20 protein-coding genes are annotated in these 23,725 nt (G+C 67.7%); 6 read left to right on the forward strand and 14 right to left on the reverse strand.

All coding sequences use genetic code 11. The annotated features are described in order from the left end of the window. Positions 1 to 293: 293 nt before the first annotated feature. The 7 genes from ASF08_RS00070 to ASF08_RS00100 all read right to left on the reverse strand — a co-directional run bounded on the left by ASF08_RS00070 (position 294) and on the right by ASF08_RS00100 (position 9,430). Entirely contained in the window at positions 294 to 2,075 is a 1,782-nt protein-coding gene (locus ASF08_RS00070; protein ID WP_056139763.1) for an ABC transporter ATP-binding protein, read from the reverse strand. Then, positions 2,069 to 2,782 (reverse strand): siderophore-iron reductase FhuF, encoded by a 714-nt coding sequence (fhuF, locus tag ASF08_RS00075; protein WP_056139766.1) that lies wholly within the window; start codon positions 2,780 to 2,782, stop codon positions 2,069 to 2,071. The genes ASF08_RS00070 and fhuF overlap by 7 nt, the downstream gene beginning before the upstream one ends. Then, complete coding sequence (locus ASF08_RS00080; RefSeq protein WP_056139769.1) at positions 2,779 to 4,017, reverse strand: MFS transporter; 1,239 nt, start codon at positions 4,015 to 4,017, stop codon at positions 2,779 to 2,781. The genes fhuF and ASF08_RS00080 overlap by 4 nt, the downstream gene beginning before the upstream one ends. 334 nt (positions 4,018 to 4,351) lie before the next feature. Next, positions 4,352 to 5,104: a type I methionyl aminopeptidase gene (map, locus tag ASF08_RS00085; protein ID WP_056139772.1), complete on the reverse strand. Its 753-nt coding sequence runs from the start codon at positions 5,102 to 5,104 to the stop codon at positions 4,352 to 4,354. 140 nt (positions 5,105 to 5,244) lie between these two features. Beyond that, positions 5,245 to 6,468, reverse strand: coding sequence for a CaiB/BaiF CoA transferase family protein (locus ASF08_RS00090; RefSeq protein WP_056139775.1), 1,224 nt, complete (start codon positions 6,466 to 6,468; stop codon positions 5,245 to 5,247). Between the two features lie 159 nt (positions 6,469 to 6,627). Next, complete coding sequence (locus tag ASF08_RS00095; RefSeq protein ID WP_056139778.1) at positions 6,628 to 7,923, reverse strand: MFS transporter; 1,296 nt, start codon at positions 7,921 to 7,923, stop codon at positions 6,628 to 6,630. A 331-nt stretch (positions 7,924 to 8,254) separates the two neighbouring features. Further along, positions 8,255 to 9,430, reverse strand: a complete 1,176-nt coding sequence (locus ASF08_RS00100) for a pyridoxal-phosphate-dependent aminotransferase family protein (RefSeq protein WP_056140740.1) — start codon at positions 9,428 to 9,430, stop codon at positions 8,255 to 8,257. A 158-nt stretch (positions 9,431 to 9,588) separates the two neighbouring features. Here ASF08_RS00100 and ASF08_RS00105 point away from each other — a divergent pair, with 158 nt between their 5' ends. Next, positions 9,589 to 10,344, forward strand: a complete 756-nt coding sequence (locus ASF08_RS00105; RefSeq protein ID WP_056139781.1) for a GntR family transcriptional regulator — start codon at positions 9,589 to 9,591, stop codon at positions 10,342 to 10,344. Between the two features lie 7 nt (positions 10,345 to 10,351). Here the strand turns inward: ASF08_RS00105 and ASF08_RS00110 are convergent, their stop codons facing one another. After that, a complete protein-coding gene (locus tag ASF08_RS00110; protein ID WP_056139784.1) occupies positions 10,352 to 11,398 on the reverse strand; it encodes a threonine aldolase family protein in 1,047 nt (348 codons plus the stop codon). Positions 11,399 to 11,524: 126 nt separating this feature from the next. Between ASF08_RS00110 and ASF08_RS00115 the strand changes: the two genes are divergently transcribed. The 5 genes from ASF08_RS00115 to ASF08_RS00135 all read left to right on the forward strand — a co-directional run bounded on the left by ASF08_RS00115 (position 11,525) and on the right by ASF08_RS00135 (position 16,843). After that, positions 11,525 to 14,527 (forward strand): FAD-binding and (Fe-S)-binding domain-containing protein, encoded by a 3,003-nt coding sequence (locus tag ASF08_RS00115; protein ID WP_056139786.1) that lies wholly within the window; start codon positions 11,525 to 11,527, stop codon positions 14,525 to 14,527. 104 nt (positions 14,528 to 14,631) lie between these two features. After that, on the forward strand, positions 14,632 to 15,015 hold the full coding sequence (locus tag ASF08_RS00120; RefSeq protein WP_056139790.1) for a nuclear transport factor 2 family protein: 384 nt from the start codon (positions 14,632 to 14,634) through the stop codon (positions 15,013 to 15,015). Between the two features lie 474 nt (positions 15,016 to 15,489). Continuing rightward, entirely contained in the window at positions 15,490 to 15,906 is a 417-nt protein-coding gene (locus ASF08_RS00125) for a YeeE/YedE family protein (protein WP_056139793.1), read from the forward strand. Then, positions 15,906 to 16,337, forward strand: a complete 432-nt coding sequence (locus tag ASF08_RS00130) for a DUF6691 family protein (protein WP_156629416.1) — start codon at positions 15,906 to 15,908, stop codon at positions 16,335 to 16,337. The genes ASF08_RS00125 and ASF08_RS00130 overlap by 1 nt, the downstream gene beginning before the upstream one ends. Positions 16,338 to 16,450: 113 nt before the next feature. Continuing rightward, positions 16,451 to 16,843, forward strand: coding sequence for a SecDF P1 head subdomain-containing protein (locus tag ASF08_RS00135; RefSeq protein WP_056139794.1), 393 nt, complete (start codon positions 16,451 to 16,453; stop codon positions 16,841 to 16,843). A gap of 113 nt (positions 16,844 to 16,956) precedes the next feature. On the opposite strand, the gene ASF08_RS00140 is transcribed toward ASF08_RS00135, so the two are convergent. From ASF08_RS00140 to ASF08_RS00165, 6 genes are all read right to left on the reverse strand, one after another. Further along, positions 16,957 to 18,966, reverse strand: a complete 2,010-nt coding sequence (locus ASF08_RS00140; RefSeq protein WP_056139797.1) for a family 2A encapsulin nanocompartment cargo protein cysteine desulfurase — start codon at positions 18,964 to 18,966, stop codon at positions 16,957 to 16,959. Next, a complete protein-coding gene (locus tag ASF08_RS00145; RefSeq protein ID WP_056139800.1) occupies positions 18,953 to 20,344 on the reverse strand; it encodes a family 2B encapsulin nanocompartment shell protein in 1,392 nt (463 codons plus the stop codon). Before ASF08_RS00145 ends, ASF08_RS00140 begins: the two co-directional genes overlap by 14 nt. A 349-nt stretch (positions 20,345 to 20,693) precedes the next feature. Further along, positions 20,694 to 21,560 (reverse strand): serine O-acetyltransferase, encoded by an 867-nt coding sequence (cysE, locus tag ASF08_RS00150; protein ID WP_018045406.1) that lies wholly within the window; start codon positions 21,558 to 21,560, stop codon positions 20,694 to 20,696. A gap of 65 nt (positions 21,561 to 21,625) precedes the next feature. After that, positions 21,626 to 21,817 (reverse strand): hypothetical protein, encoded by a 192-nt coding sequence (locus tag ASF08_RS00155; protein ID WP_018045405.1) that lies wholly within the window; start codon positions 21,815 to 21,817, stop codon positions 21,626 to 21,628. 472 nt (positions 21,818 to 22,289) lie between these two features. After that, positions 22,290 to 23,069, reverse strand: a complete 780-nt coding sequence (locus ASF08_RS00160) for a molybdopterin-dependent oxidoreductase (protein WP_056139803.1) — start codon at positions 23,067 to 23,069, stop codon at positions 22,290 to 22,292. Beyond that, positions 23,066 to 23,722 (reverse strand): cytochrome b/b6 domain-containing protein, encoded by a 657-nt coding sequence (locus ASF08_RS00165; protein WP_018045403.1) that lies wholly within the window; start codon positions 23,720 to 23,722, stop codon positions 23,066 to 23,068. The genes ASF08_RS00160 and ASF08_RS00165 overlap by 4 nt, the downstream gene beginning before the upstream one ends. Positions 23,723 to 23,725 lie beyond the last annotated feature (3 nt).

Here is a 23,725-nt window from a genome sequence, read left to right on the forward strand (position 1 = left end):
GCGAAATCTATCGACAAACTGCGCATTCATTGATAAATGTCGCTAAGGCGTGCGCGAAGACGCTGGGCGCCTCCTGTCGCGGGTCGCGAATTCCGCTGAAACCCGCATCGCTCAGGGCGTCCATTTCCCGCCAGCCATCCCGCATCGCGGGCGCGCCGCCGATGGCGACGCGATCGTGGCAGCCCCTTTAGGTCACCAAGCCCGCGCGGCCATGGCCGCGCATGACTTCTTCCCATCCCATCCCAGTCTTCGCCGAGGGAGACGGTGCGGTTCGAGCGCGCCGGCCATTCGGATCACGGCGTAGCGCGCTCCAGAACGCCATTCCGGGCGGCCATCCGCACCCGGTCCGCCGCATCGTCGGCCTGGGCGAATTGCGCATTGTAGAGGCGCCGGTAGGCCCCGTCCGCCGAAAGGAGCGCCTCGTGCCGTCCCTGCTCCACGATGCCCTCCGAGCCGACCACGACGATCCGGTCCGCCTTGCGGATGGTGGCGAGCCGGTGGGCGATGACGAGGGTGGTGCGGCCCTCGGAGAGTTCCACGAGGGAGCCCTGGATCGCCTGTTCGGTCTCGCTATCGAGGGCCGAGGTGGCCTCGTCGAGGATCAGGATCGGCGGGTTCTTGAGAAACACGCGGGCGATGGCGAGGCGCTGTTTCTGGCCGCCCGAGAGCTTCACGCCGCGTTCGCCGACGACGGTGTCGAGGCCGTTGGGCAGTCCCTCGATCAGGGCGGAGAGCTTGGCCCGCTCCGCGGCCTGCGCGATCTGCGCCTCGGTGGCGTCGAGCCGGCCATAGGCGATGTTCTCGCGGATCGTGCCCGCGAACAAAAAGACGTCCTGCTGCACGATGCCGATCTGCCGGCGCAATGAGGCGAGGGTGAGGTCGCGGATGTCGATGCCATCAATGGTGATGCGCCCGCTCTCCACCTCGTAAAACCGCGGAATGAGGGAGCACAACGTCGTCTTGCCGGCCCCGGACGGGCCGACGAAGGCGACGGTCTCGCCGGCGGCGATGTCGAGATCGAGCCCCGACAGGACGGGCCGGCCGGCGGTGTAGCCGAAACTCACGGCCTCGAAGCGGATGTCGCCCTTCAGGGCCGGCACGGAGATGGCGCCGGGGCGGTCGACGATGTCGGGCTCGGTGGCGAGCAGCTCGGCGTAGCGCCGGAAGCCCGCGACCCCCTTCGGGTAGGTCTCCACGACGGCACCGATCTTCTCGAGCGGCCTGTAGAACACGCCCACCAGCAGCAGGAACCCGATGAACCCACCGGGCGAGAGCTCGCCACGCACGACGAAGGCCGCGCCGCCCAGCAGCACGACGATCTGGACGAGCCGCATGCCGAGATAATTGATCGACAGGCTGGCCGCCATGATCCGGTAGGCTTCGAGCTTGGTCTCGCGGTACTTCCGGTTGTCGGAGGCGAACAGGCGCCGCTCGTGCGGCTCGTTGGCGAAAGCCTGCACCACGCGCATGCCGCCGACATTCTCCTCGATGCGGGCGTTGAAGGCGGCGACACGACCGTATTGCGTCTGCCAGTTCCGCGTCATGCGACCGCCGTAGCGGAGGGTGACGAAGGCGATCACCGGCAGGATGGCGGCGGTCAGGAAGGCCAGGGGCGGGTGGACGTAGACCATCAGCGCGAAGGCGCCGATGAGCGTCATCACCGCGATGAAGAGGTCCTCCGGCCCGTGATGTGCGACTTCGCCGATCTCCTCCAGGTCCTTGGTGACGCGGGCGACGAGGTGGCCGGTCTTCTGGTTGTCGAAATAGCGGAACGAGAGCTTCTGCAAATGATCGAAGGCACGGCGACGCATCTCGGTCTCGATATTGATGCCGAGCACGTGCCCCCAATAGGTCACCACCACCATGAGGCCGGCATTGGCCACGTAGATCACCCCGAGGCCGAGGGCGGCGAGCACGATCAACTGCCAATCCTGGCGCGGCAGCAGCACATCGACGAAGGCCTTCACGGCCATGGGAAAGCCCAGTTCGAGCAGGCCCGACAGGACGGCGCATCCGAAATCGACGAGGAACAGGGTCCGGTGCGGGCGGTAATAGGCGAGGAAGTCCTTCAGCATGATGCTTTCGTCAGGTGATCGACGGGGCAGAGGGCACCGCAGGAGGGGACGCCCGGTATGCGGTAGCGCATACAGCAAACCCGCCGCCGCCGCTCCTCGCCGCCTCGGAAAGCCTGGGCCAGCGGGCAGCGGCCGAACGCATCGCCACCGCATCGGCCGAGGCACGCCTCGGCGCGGGAGGAGGCCGGCAGGGCGTCACCACTCAACGCGCGCAGGGCGAAATCAGCGGTAACGCCGGCATTGCACCAGAGAACATGGCGGGACAGTCCGTAATGCGTCTGGCACAGGTCGAAGAACGGCCGCAGGTGGCCCTCGATCAGGGGATCGAGGCCGGGCTCCGGGCTTGCGCGCCGGTCGTCCTCCTCCGCCACGATGAAGCGGGAGACGATGCCGCTCTCGTCGAGTTCGAAGCCGACCCTGTCGAACCCGATCGGCAGGGCACGGCCGAGGCGGCTGAGTGCGGTGAAGTAGGGGATGATCAGGGCGGGAAGGTAGTACTGCGTCCAGAGCGAGACCAGGGCGCGACGGTCGGCGGTCTCGAAGCCGTCGCCTGACGCCCTGCCGAACCCGTCCACCACCTCGTCGAAGGCTGCTTTGCTGGTGAGGATCGAGAGCGGCCGGGTTCCGGACCCGGACGGCGCCGTGGCGATCCGGCAGCCGAAGGCCGACAGTGACGGCGGAACCAGTGCGGCGAGTTGATCGATCATGCGCGCCCCGCGACCCGATCGGCATCGAGGGTCCGGCGGATCGTCGCGCGCAGGGCGGCAACGGCGACGGCGTAGAACAGGATCGCGATGCTGAAATAGGCCGGCCAGCCCACATGCGCCGCGAGCGCCGGCACGGCGACGCGCAGGGGCATCGCGGCAAAGAACGCCGCTCCGAACAGGAGCGCGTAATCGGTGGCGGGACGAGGCCCCTGCGCCCAGCGATAGATCATGTTGAACACCGGCACTCCGAGGCCGCCGCCGCCGACGATGCCGAGGATCGTCGCGGCGATCGCGAGAGGGGCCGACCCGGTGGCGGCGCCGGCGATCATCAGCCCGCCGCCGGCGATCACGCCCAGCGCCGAGACCGTGATGAGCCGCAGGGTCCCGACCCGTCGCACGAGGACGCCCGAGACCAGGGCCATGACGAGGTTGATGACAGGCGAGAGAGAACCGGTGACGAACCCGACCTCCCGCAACGACACCCCCAGATCCAGCAGGGCGAGGTTGTTCAGGCCGGAGAGGGCGAACATGGCGGCGAAGTACAGGCCCAGGACCAGAATGCGTGGCCCCAGGAGGCGCAGGCGTTCGAAGGGGGCCGTCATGCGTTCCGCCGGACCGGCATCGCGGCGAAGCCGGACTTCCGGGTAGCGCAGCATCGGCAGCAGGCAGAGGAGATTGAGACCGGCGATGCCCAGCACGGCGGCCTGCCAGCCGATCATGTCGTAGTACCCGACCAGCAGGCCCGAGCCGGCGATTCCGCCCAGGGACGCGCCGGAGAGTTTGGCCGATGCCACGAAGGGCCGCCGGTCGACGGGCACCGTCTCGACCACCAGGGCTTCGAGGGCGATGTCCATGGTGGCGACGCAGAAGCAGGTCGCCACCGCGAGACCGAGGAGAAGGCCGAGCGGCCACGCTTCGCCCAGGCTCAGCACCAGCAGCAATGCGATGGTCGCGCCCTGCATCAGCGCGATCCAGCCGATGCGATGCGGCAGGCGGGGCAGGCGCAGCCTGTCGATGGCGACGGCCCAGAGAAACGTCAGACCGACGGGCAGGTTGATGAGCTGCAGCAGACCGATCTCGGCGAGCTCGACGCCGCGTGCCCGCAGGATCAGCGGGGCGCCGCTGGCCAGGAAGCCGAGCGTGGTCCCGAAGGTGATGTAGAGGCTGAAGAACGGCAGCAGGGGCCGCGCCCGGCGCCACGCTCTGGACGCCCCGTCGAACCGGGTCCCGCTCATGCGCTCCGCGCCGCCCGGCCCGGTTGCTCGTTGGGGATAGGCACGGACCCTGGGAACCATGCTTCCGCGCCGGTCACGCCGGCTCCTCCGAGACGGCGCTGTACCGGCCTCGACTGACGCGGCGACCGATCCGCGATCCGGCGCGCGACGGGACAGGGCCTCCCTTCGGACATCCGGAGCCTCCCTATGTCTTGACGTGCGCGCAGTTTTTAAACAGTCTAATCTACTGTAAACATTGGCCTTTCGTTCGGATTATGACGTGCCCCGCTTTCATGCAAGGTCCGTTTGGACGCAGTGCCGCCGGCCTTCGCTCCTCGCGCTCCGTATCCGGCTCCTATTGCCCGGGCATGGTGAGGATCAGCGGCCCGCTGCGCGAGGCGATGACCGTATGCTCGTATTGCACCGTGAGGGCCTTCGGCTGGCTGTAGAGGGTCCAGGGGTCGTCGCCATCCGCGGCGAACTCGGCGCCGAGGGACAGGAACGGCTCGACGGTGAAGACCAGCCCCTCCTGCATGATCCGTCGCTCGGAGGCGTCGGGCCAGGTGGCGATCTCGGTCGGTTCCTCGTGCAATGACAGGCCGACGCCGTGGCTCGCGAGGTTGCGGACGAGAGTGTAGCCGTTCTTCCGCGCGAAGGCTCCGACGGCCCGTCCGATATCGGCCAGGGGCTTGCCGGTACCGACCTGGCGCAGGCCTGTCCACATCGCTCGGCGCCCGTCCCTGCACAGTCGCTCCACCGCCCGCGTCACCGGCGGCACCGCGAAGGACGCGCCCGTATCGGCGAAGTAGCCGTCCTTCTCGGCGGACACGTCGATATTGACGAGATCGCCCGGATTGATCCTGCGGTCGCTCGGAATGCCGTGGGCGATTTCCTCGTTGACGCTGATGCAGGTGGCTCCGGGGAAGGCGTAGACGAGTTCCGGTGCCGGGCGAGCTCCGGCCGACTCCATGATCCGCCGCCCGATCCCGTCGAGGTCGCGGGTGGTCATGCCGGGCTCGATGGCCTTGCCCATCGCCTCGAGGGTGTCGGCGACGATGCGCCCGATCCGCTTCAGGCCGGCCAGCTCGTCGTCATTCGACACCGTCATGTCGTCATCCCTTCATGGCGCCGGAGGCGGCTCCGCTCGCGCGGTTCTGCCATCCTCCGCGAGCCCGGCAAAGCCTGGGCCGCCCCAGATGCCGTTCGCTCCCCATGGGTCTGACGGGCCTATGACGTGCTGGCTCCCGCTCAGGCGGCGAAGGCGCCGCGCAAGCGCAGGGCCTCGATCTCGTCCGCCGAGAGGCCGAACTCCGAGAGCACGTCCTCGGTATGTTCGCCGAGAAGCGGCGCATGCCTGCGGGCACGCTGCGGTGTGCCCGTGAGCTTCACGGGGAAACCGATGTTCGGCACCGTGCCCTCGATCGGGTGGGGAACCTCGATGCGCATCTGCCTGTGCCGGCCATGCTCGCTTTCGAACGCTTCCGGATAGGTGTTCATGCGGCCGGCCGGAATGCCGGCAGCGAGAAGCAGAGACACCCATTCCTCACTGGTCCTGGCGGCAAAGCTCCGCTCCAGCTCCTCGATCAGCTCTTCGCGGTTGGCGAGGCGCGCGGGGATGTCGACGAAGCGGGCATCCTCGAACAGTTCGGCGCGATCGAGCACGTCGCAGAGCAGGCGCCAGAGCTTCTGGTTCGTGGCCCCCATGACGAAGTAGCCGTCCGAGGCCCGCACCGCCTGGTAGGGGGCGCTCATGCGGTTGGAGGTGCCGAGCGGCTGCGGGATCCGTCCCGTCCCCCAATATTCCGAGACGTCCCAGATCGAGAAGGCCAGGGCCGCGTCGAAAAGCGAGGCGTCGATATACTGGCCCTCACCGCTCGCCTGTCGGCCGATATAGGCTGAAAGGATCGCGTAGACGGTGAACAACGCGCAGCCGATATCGGCGACCGGCACGCCGGCCTTCACCGGCGGACCGCCCGGATGGCCGGTGACGCTCATCACCCCCGACATCGCCTGGGCCATCAGGTCGTAGCCGGGGCGCTTCGCCCAGGGACCCGACTGGCCGAAGCCCGAAATGCTCGCATAGATGAGCCCTGGATTGCGGGCGCGCATCGCCTCGTATCCGAGGCCGAGGCGCGCCATCACGCCGGGCCGGTAATTCTCGACCAGCACATCCGCATTGGCGGCCATATCGAGGAGCAGGTCGCGCCCGGCATCGGATTTGAGGTTCAGGGCGAGGCTGCGCTTGTTCCGGTTCATGTTGAGGAAGCCCATGCTGTCGGGCCCCTTCATCTTGAACCCCATGGCGCTGCGGGTCTGGTCGCCCGTGCCCGGCGGCTCCACCTTGATGACATCCGCTCCGAGATCGCCGAGCAGCATGCTGCAGAACGGCCCCGCCATCACCTGCGTCACGTCGAGGACGCGGATGCCCGCGAGGGGGAGGGGGCGGGGTTCTTCGTGCACGGAGTGATCCATCGTGCTCGGTTCCTGTTTTGCGCCGGGGGTGGGTGCGGCCCGCCGGCGGTGGCGTTACGCGAGGAGGACACGACTCGCTGTGTGCATCTCCTCTCCCCGCCTGCGGGGAGAGGGGATTGCGCTCTGGCTTCGGCTCAAGCCAGCGCAGCCAGGATCGCGCTACTCCGCAGGAACCGCCCGTCCCAGGGGCGGTACCACCGGCTCCTCTTCGAACGGGCGCTCCGGGTGCATGGTGAAGGCGAGGACCGCGCCCAGGAGGCAGAGGCCGATGGAGCCGACGAAGGGCAGGGTCCAGCTCCCCGTCATGTCCACGATCATCCCGAACACAATCGGCGAGATGATCGCCGCCACCGCCGAGCCGGTATTCATCAGGCCCGCCGCCGTGCCCGAATATTTCGGCGCGATGTCCATCGGCACCGACCAGATCGGGCCGATCACCAATTCGGCGAAGAAGAAGCCGGAGCTGAGCAGCAGCGCCACCAGGGTCAGGTCCCGGGTGAAGAATACGCCGGTGAGACTCGCCGCCGCGCCGAGGAAGCCGACCACGATGACGCTGAGCCGGGCGAGCTTGAGATCCCCTGTGCGCTTCAGGATGCGGTCGCTGAACACGCCGCCCAGGGTATCGCCGACGACGCCGGCGAAGAACACACCCGAGGCGAACAGGGCCGAATTCTTCAAGTCCAGCCCATAGTTGAGCTTGAAGAAGCTCGGCAGCCAGCCGAGGAACAGCCACAGGGTCCAGCCGTAGCAGAAATAGGTCAGCGTCACCGGCAGCATGCGGCGGGTGAGGCGGCCCCAGGGCACGTTCTGCTTGGCGCCCACTTGGCTCGGGGGCGGCAGCACCACGAGTTCCTCCGGCGTGATCGCCGGGTGATCCTTCGGGTCGTCGCGGAAGTAGAGGTACCAGACCACCACCCAGGCGAAGCTCGCCACCCCTAAGATGACGAAGCCGAGGCGCCAGCCGAACTGGTAGATCAGGAAGGCCACGATGGGCGGCGCCACCGCGTTGCCCAGCCGCGCGAAGGCATGCGTGATGCCCTGCGCGAAGCCGCGCTTGCCCGGCGCGGTCCAGTTCTGCATGGCGCGGGTGGCGGTGGGGAAGGTGGCGCCTTCGCCGAAGCCGAGGAGGACGCGGGCGAGGAACAGGCTGATGAGCCCGCCCACGAACCCGGTGAGGATCGTCGCCGAGGCCCAGATCAGGCCGCAGACGAGGAGGGTTCGCCGCGCGCCGAACTTGTCGCCCACCGAGCCGCCGATGACCTGGAAGATGGCGTAGGGATAGGCGAAGGCCGAGAGTATCAGGCCGAACTGGGTGTTCGAGAGGCCGAGATCTTTCATGATCTCACCGCCCGCCGTGGCGATGTTCACCCGGTCGAGATAGGTGACGAAATACATCAGGCAGAGCAGGAACAGCACCATGTTCGACGCGGAGACGCGTCTTTTAGCTGGCGTCATCGGGGTTTCCTCGGGTTGAGCGCGCCACCCGCCCCGGTTTGATCACCGGTTGTTTGTGGGATCACGCGTGGTTGCGTCTGGCTGGGTCGTCGCTTTTTCTTGCTCTCTCGCAGGGTAGAGGCGTCTGTTGCGGTGGTGCGTGTCCTCCGTGCCGGAAGGGCAATCGCGCCTGATGCCTCACGCGAACGGAGGCGTGGGTTTCCCTCTCCCCGCAGGCGGGGCGAGGGGATGTTCACGCCCGGACCGCGCACCCATTGCTGCACGGCAGAGGTCGTCTACTCGGCTCGGCGCCCAGTCGCAGTCGCCCCGCCTTCCTTGGGGCGAGCCGATTTCAATCGTCGATACCGGCCCGTAGGGCGTCCATGGCCGCCAGCACACCGCCGCGCGCGTGCGGGACGCCGCCGGCCTTGAGGCCCATCTCGACGCCCGACAGCGCCGCCATCAGCATCAGGTCGTTGCATTCGCCGAGATGGCCGATGCGGAAGATCTTGCCCGCCATCTTGGCGAGCCCGGTGCCGAGGGAGAGGTCGTATTTCTCGAGGATCAGAGTGCGCAGGGCATCCGCGTCATGGCCCTCCGGCATCACCACGGCGGTGAGCACGGGCGAGTATTCCGACGGTTCCCGGCACAGAACCTCCAGGCCCCAGCCCTCGACGGCGGCGCGGGTGGCGGCGGCGAGACGCTGGTGGCGGGCAAAGACCTCGGCCAAGCCTTCCTCTCGCAACATGGCGATGGCTTCGCGCAGGCCGTAGAGGAGGTTCGTGGCGGGGGTATAGGGGAAGTAGCCGCCGGTATTCGGCTTCAGCATGTCTTCCCAATCCCAGTAGGAACGGGGCAGAGTCGCTGTCTTCGCGGCGGCCAGAGCCTTGTCCGACAGGGCGACGAGACCGAGGCCCGGCGGCAGCATCAGGCCCTTCTGCGAGCAGCTCACCGCGACGTCGACGCCCCATTCGTCATGGGCATATTCGGCCGAGCCGAGCCCCGAGATCGTATCGACGAGGAAGAGCGCGGGATGGTTCGCCCGGTCGATCGCCTTGCGGATCTCCGCGATCCGGCTCGTGGCGCCGGTGGAGGTCTCGTTATGCACCACCATCACGGCCTTGATCGACTTGGCGCGGTCCTCGGCTAGGATCGCCTCGACCTGCGCCGGATCGACCCCGCGGCGCCAGTCGCCGGGGACGAACTCCACCTCGATGCCCCAGCGCGCCGCCATCTGGCGCCACAGGGTGGCGAAATGGCCGGTCTCGAACATCAACACCCGGTCGCCGGCCGAGAGCGTATTGACGATGGCCGATTCCCAGGCACCCGTGCCGGAACCCGGATAGATGATCACCGGCGACCGCGTCTGGAAGATGGCCTGGGCGCCTTCCAGCACCGCCTTGCCGAGTCCGGCGAAATCGGGGCCGCGATGGTCGATCACCGGCATGTCCATGGCGCGCAGGACGCGCTCGGGCACCGGGCTGGGGCCTGGAATATGCAGGAAATGGCGTCCGGTCCGTGTCGTCATCGAGATCTCCGCGATGGCCGGTCGAGGGAAAGCTGCGCCCGGATCGATGATCCACTGTGCGTCGGAGCAGAAAATTGCATTCATTTTTTGAGAGGGCAAGCATTATTATGCGAACATCTCGTCTCGACCTTCCTGCTTTCGGCTGCTAGGTTCGCATTATGGTGCTTGATCCTGTCACTGAACCGGAGGCCGATGCCGGCCTCGAACCCGCCGATGGAGCGCGTCTTTCCGCGATGCCGTCGCTGGCGAAATCCCTCCACGGCGAGCTTCTGGCACGCCTGCGGGACTACATCGTCGAGGGCAATCTGGCCGCCGGCGCGCGGGTGCCGGAGCGGATGCTCTGCGAGCGCTTCGGCATCTCGCGCACGCCACTGCGCGAGGCGCTGAAGGTGCTGGCTTCGGAGGGGCTGATCGAGCTCCTGCCGAACCGGGGCGCGCGGGTGCGCCAGCTCGGCGCCGAGGAACTCGTGGACCTGTTCGACGTCATGGGCGGGCTCGAGGCCCTGGCCGGACGCCTCGCCTGCGAGAAGATCACGCCCGCCGCCTATGACGAGATCGAGCGGCTGCATCACGAGATGTACGGCTGCTACATGCGGCGCGACCTCCACGGCTACTTCGCCTGCAACCAAGCGATCCACGACCGGATCGTGCAGGCGGCGGACAACGAGCCGTTGCGGGCGAGCTACGCCAATTTCGCCGGGCGCCTGCGCCGCGTGCGCTACTCGGCCAATCTCGACGAGAATCGCGACCGCTGGGGCGAGGCGATGCGCGAGCATGAGGAAATCCTCGACGCGTTGCGCCGGCGCGCCGGCAATGAGCTCAGCGACATCCTGTTCGGGCACCTGCGCAACAAGCGCCGGGCGGCGGCGGGGCGGGAGACAACGTGTCCGCCGGACGCCGGCGTCGCATCGTGACGGCGGCTCAGCGGCGCACCTCATGAAACCGTGCGGCCTGCGCCCGGATCACGTCCGCCGCTTGCAGGATGCCGGCCCGGTCGACGTCGAGATGGGTGGTCGCCCGGATCTGATGCGCGCCGATGGCGCGGATACGCACATCGTCCGCGAGACACGCCTCGGCGAAGGCGGTTGCGGTGATGCCCAGCGGCTCCACCGAGAAGCACAGGATGTTGGACTGGGCCGCATCGGGCGCGATGGCGAGGCCGGGCGCGCCGGTGATGCGGGCCTTCAACTCGCCGGCATTGGCGTTGTCGAGTTCCAGCTGGTCCACATGATGATCGAGGGCGTAGAGGCCGGCCGCGGCGAGGATTCCCGACTGGCGCATGGCGCCACCGAGGCGGTATTTCCACCGCCACGCCTCGACGATGACGTGGCTCGCGCCGCACAGGACGGCGCCGACCGGGCAGCCGAGTCCCTTGCTCAGATCGATCCAGACGCTGTCGAAGCCTTTGGCGTAGTCCCTGGCGGAGATGTCGGTGGCGGCCACGGCGTTGAGGAGGCGCGCCCCGTCGATATGCGCCTTCATGCCCTTGTGATGGGCCAGGTCGCGGATGCGGCGCATGTCGGTGAGCGGCCAGACCGAGCCGCCCGAAAAGCTCGTGGTCTGCTCCACCGAGACCAGGGCCGAGCGCGGCGCGGTGCGGGCGGGGGGGCGGATCGCCGCCTCGAACGCCTCGGGCGTGTAGAGGCCGGCCGGGGTGGAAAGAGCCTTCACCGAGACTCCGCCGATGGCCGCCGAGCCGGCGGCCTCGGTGTTGTAGATATGGGACTGATCGTCGACCACGATCTCGTCGCCGGGCCGGGTCTGGACCAGGATCGAGACGAGGTTGCACATCGTGCCCGAGGGCATGAACACCCCCGCTTCCATCCCGAGCAGGTCGGCGACGCGCTCGCACAAAGCCAAGGTCGTCGGATCGGAATCGGATTGCTCGTCGCCGACCTCCGCGCGGGCCATGGCCTCGCGCATGCCGGGTGTGGGCCGCGTCTGCGTATCGCTATACAAATCGATCATCTGCCGGCCCTGTTTTGCATGCAACCCGTGTGGGCCATTCTAGCCGGTCGGGACGATCCCGCCACCCTACCGGAACCCGCATCGCTTTGAAGCCGGCCCACGGCACTCCCACGAGGACGATGGATCATGACCGCAACGGCTGAGCCCGCCACCGGCCCGAACCGCGCCTCTTCGCCCGTTGCCGGGGCGGGGCCGATCAGTCCGCGCGCCGCCAACCGGCAGGGCGCCGGCCTGCCGCGCCGCCTCGCCGAGGCCCTCGCCGGCGAGGCGAAGTTCGATGCCTTCACCCGGGGGCGCTATGCCAACGACGCGTCGATCTACCAGATCATGCCGGCGGGCGTGGTCCTGCCCCGCAGTGCCGCTGACATCGCCGCCACCCTGAAGATCGCGGCCGAGCACGACGTGCCGGTGATCCTGCGCGGCGGCGGCACGTCCCAGAACGGCCAGCCCATCGGGCGCGGCCTCGTGGTCGATTGCTCGCGGCATTTCAACGGGATCATCGCCTACGACGCGCAAGCCGGAACCATCACCGTCGAGCCCGGAATGGTGCTGGAGCGGCTGAACACACGGGTGAAGGCCGATGGCTGGTTCTTTCCCGTGGAGCCCTCCACCGCCACCCGCTGCACCATCGGTGGCATGGCCGGCAACAATTCCTGCGGCGCGCGCTCCCTGCGCTTCGGCAAGATGAGCGACAACGTGCTCGGGATGGAAGCTCTGTTCCATGACGGCGAGCCCTTCGGCTTCGGTCTCACCGGGAACGCGGCGACGGGCGTCACCGGCTCGCGGCGGGCGGACGCCCTCGCCGCCGCCATGCGGGCTCTGGCCGAATCCGAGCGCGACGAGATCCTGCGCATCTACCCGCGCGTGCAGCGCCGGGTCGGTGGCTACAATCTCGATGCGCTGATCGAGGCGCGGCCGAACCTCGCCCATCTCCTCGTCGGCTCAGAAGGGACGCTCGCCGCCACCACCAGCGTGACGTTGAAGCTGTCGCGCCTGCCGACGCACCGGGTCATGGGCGTCTGCCACTTCCCGTCGTTCCGCTCCGCCATGGAGACGACGAAGGCCATCGTCGATCTCGATCCCGTGGCGGTGGAGCTCGTGGACAACAACGTGCTGGTGCTCGGGGCCGACATCCCGCTGTTCCGGGCGACTTTGGCCGACATCACCCGTGGCACGCCGAACTGTCTGCTGCTGGTGGAGTTCGCCGGCGACGACCGGGACGCGCTCCTGGCCGATCTTCGGCGTCTCGACGCGTGCATGGCCGACAACGGCCATGTGGACGCCGTGGTGGAGGTGCCGGAGCCGATCCGCCAGAAATCGGTCTGGGAGGTGCGCGAGGCCTGCCTCAACATCATGATGTCGATGAAGGGGGATGCCAAGCCCGTCTCCTTCATCGAGGATTGCGCGGTGCCGCTGGAGCATCTCGCCGATTACACCGACGCGGTGACGGAGGTGTTCACCCGCTACGGCACGCGCGGCACCTGGTACGCCCACGCCTCCGTCGGCTGTCTGCATGTCCGCCCGATCCTCGACATGAAGCAGGGCGGAGACGTCGCCAAGATGCGCGCCATCGCGGAGGCCGCGAGCGAACAGGTCCGCCGCTTCAAGGGATCGTATTCGGGCGAGCATGGCGACGGCATCTCGCGCTCGGAATACATCGCGCCGATGTTCGGCGAACGCCTGACCCGCGCCTTCGAACAGGTGAAGGACGGGTTCGACCCGGAGAACCGGCTCAACCCCGGCAAGATCGTCCGGCCGCTCAAGATGGACGACCGCTCGCTGATGCGGTTCCAGCCGGGCTACGCGGTGAGCCAGCCGAAGAAGACCGCCCTCGACTGGTCGGAATGGGGCGGTTTCGGCGGCGCCGTCGAGATGTGCAACAACAACGGCACGTGCCGGAAGCTCGCGGGCGGGGCGATGTGCCCGTCCTACCGGGCCACGAAAGACGAGCAGCATCTGACCCGTGGCCGGGCGAACTCCCTGCGGCTCGCGATTTCGGGTCAGCTCGGCGCGGACGCCTTCACCAGCCGCGAGATGAAGCGGACCCTGGATCTCTGCGTCTCGTGCAAGGCCTGCCGCCGCGAATGCCCCACAGGCATCGACATGGCGAAGATGAAGGTGGAGTTCCTGCACCATTACCATGCCCGCCACGGCCTGCCCTTGAAGGAGCGGCTGGTGGCGGCCCTGCCGCTCTATGCCGGCACCGCCGCCTGGCTGGCGCCGCTCCTCAACCTGCGCGACCGGGTGCCCGCCTTGGCGAGGCTGTCGGAGCGGGTCGCCGGGCTCTCGGCGCGGCGCACCCTGCCGCGCTGGCGCAGGCCCTGGGTCGAGCAGGGCGAGCCGGCCCATCCGGGCGACGTGACCGGGGATTTCCGCGACATCGTGCTGTTCGGCGACACGTTCAACCGCGCCTTCGAGCGGGAGAACCTGGAGGCGGCCGAGCGTGTGCTGATCGCCGCCGGTTACCGCCTGCACCGGGTCTTCCCCAACCGTGGACGACGCCCCCTCTGCTGCGGCCGCACCTATCTCGCCTCCGGTCAGACCGACCGGGCCCGCGAGGAGGCGAACCGCACGCTCACCGCCCTACTGCCGTTCATCCGGGCGGGCGCGCGGATCGTCGGGCTCGAACCGTCCTGCCTGCTGACCTTCCGTGACGAGTTCGCGTCCCTGCTTCCCGGACCGGAGGCGGGGGAATTGAGCAAGGCGAGCCTGCTGTTCGAGGAACTGCTCGCCGTCGATCTCGATGCCGGGCGGATCGCCCTGCCTCTGGCGGACCAGGGCGGGCGGGTCGCCCATCTGCACGGCCATTGCCACCAGAAAGCCTTCGCCGCCATGGGCGCGGTGGAGACGGTGCTGCGCGCGGTGCCGGGGCTCGACGTGCGGGTCATCGAGTCGAGCTGCTGCGGCATGGCGGGCGTCTTCGGATACGGCGCCGAGACCATCGACGTGTCGCTCGCCATGGCCGAGCTCTCGCTGTTCCCGGCCCTGCGCAAGGCCGGCCCGGACGATCTCGTCGTGGCCGACGGCAGCAGCTGCCGCCACCAGATCCACGACGGTCTCGGGCTCGAAGCGCTCCATGTGGCGCGCGTGCTGGACGCGGCGATGGCGGCGTCGGCCGACCGTCACTGACGGCCGGGCAGGGCGGCCGGTCATGGTCGTGAGGGCGTGATGGATGGTATCGAGAAAGGCGGGCCGCCTTTCTCGAGCGGAATCCGCCTCGCTCAGGGGACAACATGACCGACCTGGAGCAGAACAAGGCGACTGTGATCGCCTTCTATCGGTTGATGTTCGACGAGTGCCTGCCGCGCGAAGCCATCGAGCGTTATGCGGGCGACAACTACATCCAGCACAACCCGCATGTGGCTAACGGCAAGGACGGCTTCATCGCCTATTTCGAGCGCATGGCGCATGAATGGCCGGGCAAGCGGGTGGAGGTGAAGCGGGCGGTCGCCGAGGGGGATCTCGTGGTGCTGCATTGCCTGCAGCACTGGCCGGGCGACCACGATTATGCGGCCATCGATATCTTCCGGCTCGATCAGGGCGGCAGGATCGTCGAGCATTGGGACGTGCTGCAGATCCTGCCCGATTCCTCCGCCAATCCGAACGGGATGTTCTAGGGAGCGCGTGGCCCGCTTTCGGCTTTGGCCATTTCAGTCTCAGCCATTTCCAGTCTTGGCCATGTCATCCGGATGTCGTCTGGCTGATGACGTCTGGCGATCTGGGCACGTCAGAGCTCCCCACACTTTGGCATGATGCGCTGCCGGCCGCTTCCGCCGTTCCACGCTCGATCGTGCCCCGATCTGGACCCAGTTGGGCGTCGATGCGCTCGGTTTGCCCAGGATGCGTATCGAGATCCGCGTCACCGCCGTCATTCCCTGAGCCATCCCGGCACGCTCTGCGGCGGGGCGTGGTGGCAGGATGTTTCGCATTGACAGCAACGCTTCGGCGTTCGACCTCTCGGTGGGCGCGGGGGATACCGCCGGGGCGTCGTTTCTCATTCTCGATAGCGGGTTCTCTACGGTCGGCCGCGTTGGTCCGCCACGAAAGAACTCGTTCCAAGTGGCTCTCTCGACTGGAGCCGGAGTCTCCGAATGATCGTCTACCTGTCAGCTCTTGCCGGTGGTGCCCTGATCGGGACCTCCGCCGCCCTGCTCCTCGTCCTCAACGGCCGCATCGCCGGGATCAGCGGCATCGCCGCCGGGGCGATGCCGCCGTTGAGCCGGGACACGCCGTGGCGCTGGGCCTTCCTCGCCGGCCTGCTCCTCGGCCCGGTCCTGTATCGCCTCGCCTTCGGTGCATGGCCCGTCGTGCAGCTCGACGCACCGTGGAGCCTCATCGTCCTCGGCGGTCTCCTCGTCGGCTACGGGACGCGGCTCGGCGGGGGGTGCACCAGCGGCCACGGCGTCTGCGGCCTCGCCCGGCTGTCGCCCCGCTCCATCGCGGCGGTGGCGACCTTCATGGCCGCCGCCGCCGCGACGGTGTTCCTCGTCCGCCACGGAGGATGGTGATGGACACCTTGCGTTCCGCGGTGGGCTTGTTCGCCGGCCTCCTGTTCGGATTCGGCCTCGCTCTGTCGGGCATGATGGACCCGGAGCGCGTCCTCGGTTTTCTCGACATCGCCGGAGCCTGGGACCCGAGCCTCGCCTTCGTGCTGGGGGGCGCCGTCGGCGTCTCGGCCCTCAGCTACCTCCTCGTCAGGCGGATGCGGAAACCCGTTCTCGCGCAACGGTTCGAGATTCCCCATAACCGGCCGATCACCGCCAGCCTGATCGCGGGGGCCGCTCTGTTCGGCATCGGCTGGGGCCTCGTCGGCCTCTGTCCCGGCCCGGCTCTCGCCGGCCTGACGCTCGGCCTGCCTCAGGTGATCGGCTTCGTGGCGGCGATGGTGACCGGGATGCTGCTCCACCGCTTTACCACCGCTCGCCGCCGCGCCTCGTGAACCGAGCCCGCCGGGCTCTCTGCAGGCGCGCCGGGAAGGATGGCCTTCGTGCTCCCCCGGTGACGGCATTGATCACGAACACCTGTGCCGTATCGCCGTAAGGACAAGCCAGAATGCATCATCGTCTTCTCCTGGCCGCGATCCTCATCGCGGGTTCGCTCGGCACTTCCGCCGTGGCCGAGACCCTCGCGCTCGAGGTGGCGGATGCCCAGGCCATGATCGATGACGGTGACGGCCGGATTTTCGTTCGCCTGACTCGTAGAAGCGCGACCGCACTTGCTGGTTTCACGCGGGCACATATCCGCCGACCGATCGCGGTTCTCGTCGACGGGAGGGTAAAGTCCACTCCGTTCATCCAAGAGCCGCTCGTCACCGGCGCCCTATCGGTCGGCGGTCTGGCCGACCGCGAGGAGGCCCTCGCCGTGTCGAAACGGCTGCGGAGCGGGCGGTCCGTCTTGACAGTGGCCCCGGCCGAATCGACTGGCCGCCAAGAACGCGCACCGTAGGAGAACGCGCACCGTAGGAGAACGCGCACCGTAGGAGGAAGCGCAGTGGAGCCGGTGAGCTTCGGCTCCAGCGAAGGCCGAATGCTATCGCCTTGCGTCTTCGGTCCGTTGCGCTATCGGCGCGGCAGGCTGTGGAGCCCCTTCAGGAAGGCGTCCACCTCCGCGCGGGTGTTGTAGAAGGCCAGCGAGGCGCGCACCGACTGGTCGACGCCGAAGCGGCGCAGGGCCGGCAGGGCGCAATGGTGGCCCGAGCGCACGGCGATGCCGCGAGCGTCGAGGTGCTTGGCCACCGCTTCGTTGTCATGCCCGTCGACGACGAAGGACATGACGCTGGCTTTCTGTCGCGCGGTCCCGATCAGACGCAGGCCCTTCACCTCGGCAAGCCCGGCTTGCGCGTATTCGAGCAGGTCGTGCTCGTAGGCCGCGATGCCGGGAAGTCCGACGCTCTCGAGGTAGTCCAGGGCCGCGCCGAGCCCCACCGCTCCCGCGATGTCCGGCGTGCCCGCCTCGAACTTCTCGGGAACGCCCTTGTAGACCGTCTTCGAGAAGGTGACGTCCTCGATCATGTGGCCGCCGCCCTGCCACGGAGGCATCGCCTCCAGCAGCGCGCGCTTGCCGTAGAGGGCGCCGATGCCCGTCGGCCCGAACACCTTGTGCCCGGAGAAGACGAGGAAGTCGGCGTCCAGCGCCTGCACGTCCAGGGGGATGTGCGGCGACGATTGCGCCGCATCCACCAGCACCGGCACCCCGTAGGCATGCGACAGGGCGATAATCTCACGGACCGGGTTGATGGTGCCCAGAGCGTTGGCCACATGGGTGATCGAAACGATCTTGGTGCGGCCCGACAGGAGGGTCGCGAACTGCTCGAAGATGATCTCGCCGCGATCGTCCACGGGAATCACGCGCAGGGTCGCCCCGGTCGCCTGGGTGAGGAGCTGCCAGGGGACGATGTTGGCGTGATGCTCGATGGTCGAGACGATGATCTCGTCGCCCGGGCCGATATTGGCGCGACCGTAGGAGTTGGCGACGAGGTTGATCGCTTCCGTGGTGCCCCGGAGGAAGATGATCTCGTCCGTCGAGGCGGCGTTGATGAAGCGACGCACCTTCTCGCGCCCGCCCTCGAACAGGTCCGTGGAACGCGCCGCCAGGGTATGCGCGGCCCGGTGGATGTTCGAGTTGTGGCGGGCGTAGAACTCGCTCGTCGCGTCGATGACGCTCTGCGGCTTGTGGGTGGTGGCCGCGTTGTCGAGCCAGACCAGCGGATGCCCGTTGATGCTCTGGTGCAGGGCCGGGAAGTCCTTGCGCACCCGCTCCACGTCGAAGGGTGCCGCCACCGGGCTGGAGCCCTGCGACGAGACATGGGGCGCATGGCCGGGGCGCGGCTCGTGGCGGGTCGTCGGAGCGGGCGCGGCGTTGCCCGTCCGGCTGTGGTCGGTGAGGAAGTAGTACTCGCCCGACGAGAACGGCTCGTCGGCGATCTCCACCTTCCGGCCTGCATTCGGAGAAGCCCGGCCGGCGCGGGAGACCGTCTCCTGCGAGGCGTCCTGACGCGAGGCGTTCTGGCCCCGATGACCGGGCGCTTCCGGCACCAGGGACGGCGCGAACCCATGCGCGAAGGCATTGGCGCGCGGGTGGTCCTTGGCGATCGTGGCGTGGAGATCGTGGCCGCCGGGGAGGAAGGCGGCGACATCGGCGACGCTCGGCACGAAGAACTCGGGCAGGCCCCCACGGGGAGCCTGCGCCTCGGGATGGACCGAGGGAAATGCCGATGCTTGAGCGAAGCCCGGACCGGTGAGGCCGGGAAGGCCGACCGGAGGTGATCCGAACGAGCGGGCGGCCAGCGCCGAGGCGTCGGGCTGGAGGCCCGACGGCGCGGCGCCCGAGGGGATCGACGGCGTGCCGAGATCCGCTTTGGGGGCGAGGGGGTGGCCGAAGCCCTGGGGAATGTTCTCCAGGGCCTGCGGTGCTTGCGGCGTCTGCGGCAGGTTGGGGGTCAGGGGCGCGGACGCCGCCTGACCCTGACCGTAGATCTCGCGGGCGAGGCGCCCGACGAGATCCGCATGCGCCGTGTCGCCGAACACCCCGGTGGGGAGGCCGACAGACGGCGCGTTAAGCGTAGTCATGGTAGTTGCCCAGCAGCACGTTATCGAGGCGTGCGATGGCGTCTTCCACCAGCACCGCGGCCGAGAAGTAGCGGGTCACGAGGTGCGAGGCGATGGAATGGTCGTTGGTGCCCATGTAGCGCACCGACAGGCCGGTCTCGATCTCGCCGGTGACGCCGGACTTCTGCAGACCGACCACGCCCTGTTCGCCTTCGCCGACGCGGAGCAGCAGGATCGAGGTGGTTTGGGCGCCGGTCACCGGGTCGATGTCGATGGGGAGCTTGTCGCTGGGCACGATCGGCACGCCGCGCCAGGTGATGAAGGGCGAGCCGAACAGGTGGATCACCACCGGCGGCACGCCGCGACGGGTGGCTTCACGGCCGAAGGCCGCGATGGCGCGAGGGTGGGCCACGAAGAAGGCGGGCTTCTTCCAGACCAGGGTCAGGAGCTCGTCGAGATCGTCCGGGGTGGGAGGTCCGCCGCGCGTCGGGATGCGCTGGCGCTGGCTGACTTCGTGGAGCAGGCCGAACTCGGAATTGTTGAACAGCTCCCACTCTTCCCGCTCCTTCACGGCATCGACCGTGAGGCGGATCTGCTCGCGCAGCTGGTCGATCTCGTTGGAGTAGAGATCGGTGACGCGGGTGTGGGTGTGCAGGATCGTCTGGATCGTGGAGAGGTGGTACTCGCGCGGGTCGACCTCGTAATCGACATAGGTCGTGGGCAGGCGCGGCTCGCCGGTATGGACCGCCAGAAGCTCGATGCCCTGCTCGCCCTCGCTGTTGGTGTGGCCCTTGAGGCGGTCACGCTCTTCCACGAACTGGGAGATGCGCGAGCGGATGCCCTCGTCCTCGATGGCGGAGCGGTCCAGGGTGAGCAGCGTCACCGCCGAGAGCGCCTTCACGGCGGGAGCGGGCGCGTTCTCGCTCACGAGATCGTTGTCGCCGAAATAGTCGCCGCCGGTGGCCAGACCCTGGCGCAGGCGGTTCTTGAACGGGCCCGACAGGGTCAGTTCGACGGTGCCCTCGGCCACGACGGTGAGGCTGCGGCCGGTGGAGCCCTCCTCGGCGATGATCTCGCCCGCCTTGTGCTGGGAGACGGTGAACTTGGAGGCCAGTGCCGACAGCTCGTTGTCGCCGAGGCGGCTGAACAGCGGGACGCTGCGCAGGGAGGCCGGGCGCACGGTGTGGGTGCCGCCGTCGTTGGCGAGGACAATCCTGCCGGGCTTGGCCAGCACCACGGCGCGGCGGTTGACCCGGTAGACGCCGCCGGCGACGTCGACGAAGGGCAGCAGGCGATGGAACCAGCGGGGGGTGTTGGCCGCGTTCTGGACCGACGTGACGGTCGCCGTTGCAAGATTGCGTGCCGCCGAGGCGCTCACGCTCAGACCGGGTCCACTCATTGGGGTTCGTCTCCGTATTGCGGCAGGAGGCGTCGGCCGGCCGTGACGCGGCGCATGCCGCATCGTAGCCGTGCCTGTCACGCGTCCGCTCTCGCTCGATGATGATCTTGGACTGATCTTGGTCGGCCCCCGCCGCCTCAGACAAAGCGTCACTGCGGGGACGCTTTGTTTCTAACGCTCGATCTTGAAGAGGGTCAATGAAATTCTGTTCTATAAATTCGTAGAATTAGAGAATGGATATTCTATTTTTCGTTATATAAGATAATTCAATTCTATATTTTGACGGTATAGGAGATTATTTATCTCGCCCGCACGGATGGATGGGAGAAGAAGAGTTGAAAAATCGTCCCTAGATCCCGTCACCGAAAAACTGGTCCATGCTGAGGGCGGGGTCCTCGGTGGGGCTGATGCGCGACACGACGCGGGCCGGCACGCCCGCGACGGTGGTGTGGGCGGGCACGTCGTGCAGCACCACGGCGGCGGCGGCGACCTTCGCGCCCTCGCCGACCCGGATATTGCCCAGCACCTTGGCGCCGACGCTGAGAAGGACCCCGCGTTCGATCTTCGGATGGCGGTCGCCGCTTTCCTTGCCGTTGCCCCCGAGGGTCACCGATTGCAGGATCGAGACATCGTCGGCGATCACCGTGGTCTCGCCGATGACGACGCCGGTGGCGTGATCGATGAACACGCCCGAGCCGATTCGCGCGGCGGGATGGATGTCGGCCCCGAACACCTCCGAGATCCGGCTCTGGATATGCAGCGCCAGGGTGGCGCGGCCCTGGTGCCAAAGCCAATGGGCCACCCGGTAGCCCTCCAGAGAGGCCAGCCCTTTGTAGAACAGGAAGGGATCGAGATAGCGGCGGCAGGTGGGGTCGCGCTCGCGGATGGCGACGATGTCGCGGACCGCGTGACCGCCCGCATGCGGGTCCGCCTGGAAGGCGGCGAGGCAGAGGTCGCGGGTGGACAGGCGGGAGAGATCGCCGTCGCCGAGGCGATGGGCGAGCCGGTAGGCGAGGGCATGGATCAGGCTCGGCTGATCCAGGACCGTCGCCTGGATGATGCCGGCATAGAGCGGCTCTTCGATCAACGCGGCTTCGGCCTCGGCGCGCATGGCACGCCAGAGGTCGGCTTCGACGGTGGTCTGGCTCACGGTGCGCAGGGGCGGACGGAGGATGTTGGTGGGAACGCTGCGCGTCGCCAGGCTGCCCGCTGTCATGATCGGTCTTCCACTCCTCGCGCCCGGCTCGCGAGAGCCTGCCTTTACCCCCGCAGACCGCGCGCTCAGCCGATGCGTTGGAACAGCGTCGCGATGTAGCCGACGAGCAGGCCGTGGCCCTCGAACTGGACGTTCACCGCCTCTGCCCCGTCGGGGCCGGATACGATGTCGACGATACGCCCCGTGGCGTGACGCCAGATGCCCAGCGCCTCGGCGACATCGAGTCTCGCGAACACGACCTGATCTCCGAGAACCATCGTTCCCTCCTCCGGGTATCGTTTTTCAGTGTTGGGGGATCGTCCGTGCGCCTGTCGGCCAATGCCGGTCAGGACCTCACATGCCTCGAAACGCTCGTCTCATGGGTCGAACCTATGAGCTTTCGCCGAGTATCGGCATTCGTGCGAGGCGAGGCGTACACTCGGCATGCGCCGGGTGGATCGTCACGTCTGAGGGTAACAGTCCAAGGCGTAACGACACGGATTTCCAATCCAAGCATTGCCTGCGGACAAACCTGTCTCGGGAGGCATGGTGCAGGCAGGCGGTTCTTTCTTTTGTCTCCCTGCATTGTGCATATCTTGGCTCGTTCGGGTCAACGAGAGTGATTTTCAAAGACCAGGCGCTTCCCGAAAGATCCTTCCCTCGAGTCCGGTGCGGGGAGCAGGCTTGTCCTTCCGCTTCGATTCCCGGCCATCGGCCTCCGGGGCCGGCATCGCCGGTGTCTGACCCCGGTCAGATTCCGCTGAACCAGTTGTAGCCCTGGTCCTCCCAGTAGCCGCCGGGATAGTCGTTGGTCACGAAGACAGAGACGATGTGCTTGGGGTTCTTGAAGCCGAGCTTCGTCGGCACGCGCACCCGGAGGGGGTAGCCGTATTCGAGAGGCAGGGCGCTACCGCCGAAATCCAGGGCCAGCACCGTCTGCGGATGGAGGGCGCTCGGCATGTCGAGGCTGCCGTAATAGCGGTCTGCGCATTTGAAGCCGACATACTTCGCGGTGAGGTCGGCCCCGACCCGCTCCAGGAAGGCCTTCAGCGGCACGCCGCTCCACTGGCCGATCTGGCTCCAGCCCTCGATGCAGATGTGACGGGTGATCTGGCTCTCCTGCGGCAGGGCGCGCAGCTTTTGCAAGGTCCAGGGCGTCTTGTCGGCGACGAGGCCCGACACGTCGAGCTTCCAGGTCGCCTCGTCGATCTCGGGGATGTTGTCCGGCGGGTAGTAGGCGTTGAAGCGGAACGGCGTGTCGATCATGCTCGCCGGATAGGTCGGTGCCAACTTGTTCGGGTCGAACAGCCAGGCCTGGACCCGGTCGTTGGCACGCGACATCGCCCACAGCGTGCGGTCGATCAGCGTGCCGTTGGTGCCGGTGGAGAGGTCGCAGCCCGAAAGCAGCGACAGGGCTCCGAGAGACAGGCCCGAGCGCAGGAACAGGCGGCGCTCCAGCTTCACCAGTTCCGGCTGGATCTCCCGGCGAAGCGCGCGCAGGCGGTTCGCCTCAGTCTCGTCACGGCTCATGAGCGCGTCTCCACGGGGTCCACGGGAATGCGGGCGCGGCCTGTGACCATCGCCACGAGGGTGCGCGGCACCAGGATGACGAGCGCGAGATGGAGCAGGATGAAGCCGACGAGGCCGGACATGGCGAGGAAATGCACGCGCCGCGCCCATTCATAGCCGCCGAACAAAGCAGCGAGTCCCTGCAACTGGACCGGTTTCCACAGAGCGAGGCCGGAGGCGACGAGGAGGATGCCGAGAAGGAACGCCACCAGATAGGCGACCCTCTGCACCGCGTTGTACTCGCCGATCCGGTGGGCGAGGCGGAGCCTGACGGCGTCGGCGGCGTCGCGCCAGAACGCCCTCGGGCTCAGCGGCAGGAACGATCTGGCGAAATGCCGTGCGAACAGGCCATAGAGGACGTAGGCGAGGCCGTTCAGGGCGAACAACCACATGGCGGCGAAGTGCCAGGCGAGCGCCCCTCCCAGCCATCCGCCGAGGGTCGCCCATTTCGGGAAGACGAAGGGGAAGAACGGCGAGGCGTTGTAGATCGCCCAGCCGCTGAACAGCATGCAGAACACCGCGACCGCATTGATCCAGTGGGTCACGCGCACGATGAGCGGGTGGATCACCGTGATGCGAAACTGCGTGTTCGAGGAGACGGTCATCCAGAACATCCT

The organism is Methylobacterium sp. Leaf85 (genome assembly GCF_001422125.1).
GTDB lineage: Bacteria > Pseudomonadota > Alphaproteobacteria > Rhizobiales > Beijerinckiaceae > Methylobacterium > Methylobacterium bullatum.